3 protein-coding genes are annotated in these 2,312 nt (G+C 71.5%); all 3 read left to right on the top strand.

The genetic code is table 11. The features are described 5' to 3' along the window. The coding region (locus R6V09_RS51180) for an urea amidolyase associated protein UAAP1 (RefSeq protein WP_317888257.1) at positions 1–716 on the top strand (716 nt) is incomplete at its 5' end. Next, entirely contained in the window at positions 713–1,330 is a 618-nt protein-coding gene (locus R6V09_RS51175; RefSeq protein ID WP_317888256.1) for an urea amidolyase associated protein UAAP2, read from the top strand. The genes R6V09_RS51180 and R6V09_RS51175, both read left to right, overlap by 4 nt. After that, positions 1,327–2,312, top strand: a 986-nt coding sequence (locus R6V09_RS51170; protein WP_317888255.1) for an ATP-binding protein, incomplete at its 3' end; no start/stop codon positions are given. The genes R6V09_RS51175 and R6V09_RS51170, both read left to right, overlap by 4 nt.

The raw sequence follows: 2,312 nt of genomic DNA, 5'->3' as shown, positions 1-2,312 counted from the left end.
GCGAGGCGGGCCACCTGGTGTGGGCCGAGACCGTCGCGGGCGGCAACTACACCCACCGCGTCCTGGCCCGCGGCACCGAACTCCGCCTGACCGACCTGCGCGGCGACGCCTGCGCCCACCTCCTCCTCTACGCGGCCGACCGCCCCTGGGAGCGGCTGAACGTCGCCGACACGGTCAAGGTGCAGTGGAACGCCTACCTCGGCGAGGGCCAGCTCCTCCTCTCCGACCAGGGCCGCGTCCTCGCCTCCCTCGTCGCCGACACCTCCGGCCACCACGACGCGCTCTGCGGCACGTCCACGCTCGTCCGCAACACCGAGCGCTACGGCGACGGCACCCCGCAGTCCGACTCCCCCGCCGGCCGCGAGCTGTTCAAGCTCGCCGCCGCCAAGAACGGCCTCGAACCCCGCGACCTCCCGCCCTCGCTCTCCTTCTTCCAGGGCGTCGAGGTCCGCGACGACGGCTCCCTCGACTTCACCGGCTCGTCCGGCCCGGGCGGCAGCGTGACCCTGCGCGCCGAGCAGGACGTGACCGTACTGATCGCGAACGTGCCCCACCCGACCGATCCCCGTGACGACTACGTCAGCACCCCGCTGGAGGTACTGGCCTGGCGCGCCGAGGCCACCGGGCCGGGCGACCCGCTGTGGGAGGCCACGCCCGAGGGCCGCCGCGCCTTCCTGAACACCACCGAATTCCTTGCCGCGAGGGGGCTCGTATGAAGACCGAGGACGTACCGGCCCGCGCCGCCTGGTCCGCCGTCGTCCGCACCGGCGAGACCCTCACCATCACCGACCTGCACGGCAACCAGGCCGTCGACTTCCTCGTCTACGACGCCCACGACACGTCGGTCCGCTACAGCGCGCCCGACACCATCCACGCCCAGGGCGGCATCTTCCTGACCACCGGCAGCGTGCTCATGTCCAACGAGTACACGCCGCTGATGACCGTCACCGAGGACGAGGTCGGCCGGCACGACACGGTCGGCGGCGCCTGCTCCAAGGAGTCCAACACCCTGCGCTACGGCCACCACACCTGGTCGCAGCACGCGTGCGTGGACAACTTCCTTGCGGAGGGCGCCCGTTACGGCCTCGGCAAGCGCGACCTGGTCTCCAACATCAACTGGTACATGAACGTGCCGGTCGAGAAGGACGGCACCCTCGGCATCGTCGACGGCCTCTCCTCCCCGGGCCTGAAACTGACCCTGCGCGCGGAACGTGACGTCCTGGTCCTGGTCTCCAACTGCCCCCAGATCAACAACCCTTGCAACGGCTTCGAGCCGACGGCCGTACAGATGACGATCGTTGGGGCCGCCTCCCACAGGGATGCCTCATGACCTTCGACACGCTGCTGATCGCCAACCGGGGTGAGATCGCCGTCCGCGTCATCCGCACGGCCCGCGAACTCGGCCTGCGCACGGTCGCGGTGTACTCCGACGCCGACCGCTCGGCACCCCATGTGCGGCTCGCCGACGTGGCGGTACGGCTCGGCCCGGCGCCCGCGAAGGAGTCGTACCTCGACGCCGACCTGGTGCTGAAGGCGGCGAAGGACACCGGCGCGGGCGCGATCCACCCCGGCTACGGCTTCCTCTCCGAGGACGCGGCCTTTGCCCGGCGCTGCGAGGACGCGGGCATCGTGTTCGTGGGACCGACGCCCGCGCAGCTGGAGCTGTTCGGCGCGAAGCACACGGCACGCGCGGCGGCCGAGGCCGCAGGGGTGCAACTGGCCCCGGGCACAGGCCTGTTGGCGGACCTGGACGAGGCCCTCGCCCAGGCCACGCACATCGGCTACCCCGTCATGCTCAAGGCGACCGGCGGAGGCGGCGGCATCGGCATGTCGGCATGTCGCTCCGCCGACGAACTGACCGAGGCCTGGGAGCGGGTGCAGCGCGTAGCCGCTGCCTCCTTCTCCTCCGCCGGTGTCTTCCTGGAACGTCTCGTCGAGCACGCCCGCCATGTCGAGGTGCAGGTCTTCGGCGACGGCGAGGGCGGCGTCGTCACCTTCGGCGACCGAGACTGCTCCCTCCAGCGCCGCAACCAGAAGGTGGTCGAGGAGGCCCCCGCCCCGGGTCTGCCCGACGCCATACGCGCCCAACTGGCCTCCTCCGCCCGCGACTTGTGCGCCTCGGTCGACTACCGCTCCGCCGGGACGGTCGAGTTCGTCTACGACGCCGGCCGCGAGGAGGCCTACTTCCTGGAGGTCAACACCCGCCTCCAGGTGGAACATCCGGTCACCGAGGAGATCTACGGCGTCGACCTGGTCGCCTGGATGCTGCGCCTGGCGCGCGGCGAGCGGGGCGTCGTACGCGACCCGGGCAG

The organism is Streptomyces sp. W16 (assembly GCF_033194735.1).
In the GTDB taxonomy this organism is placed as follows: Bacteria; Actinomycetota; Actinomycetes; order Streptomycetales; family Streptomycetaceae; genus Streptomyces.
Note: the sequence above shows the minus strand (reverse complement) of the source record. Positions and strands in the feature narration are given on the sequence as shown.

Bases quoted from the DNA above. Each gene is read 5' to 3' on its own strand.
- R6V09_RS51175 (WP_317888256.1), top strand. From the start codon at position 713: ATGAAGACCGAGGACGTACCGGCCCGCGCCGCCTGGTCCGCCGTCGTC.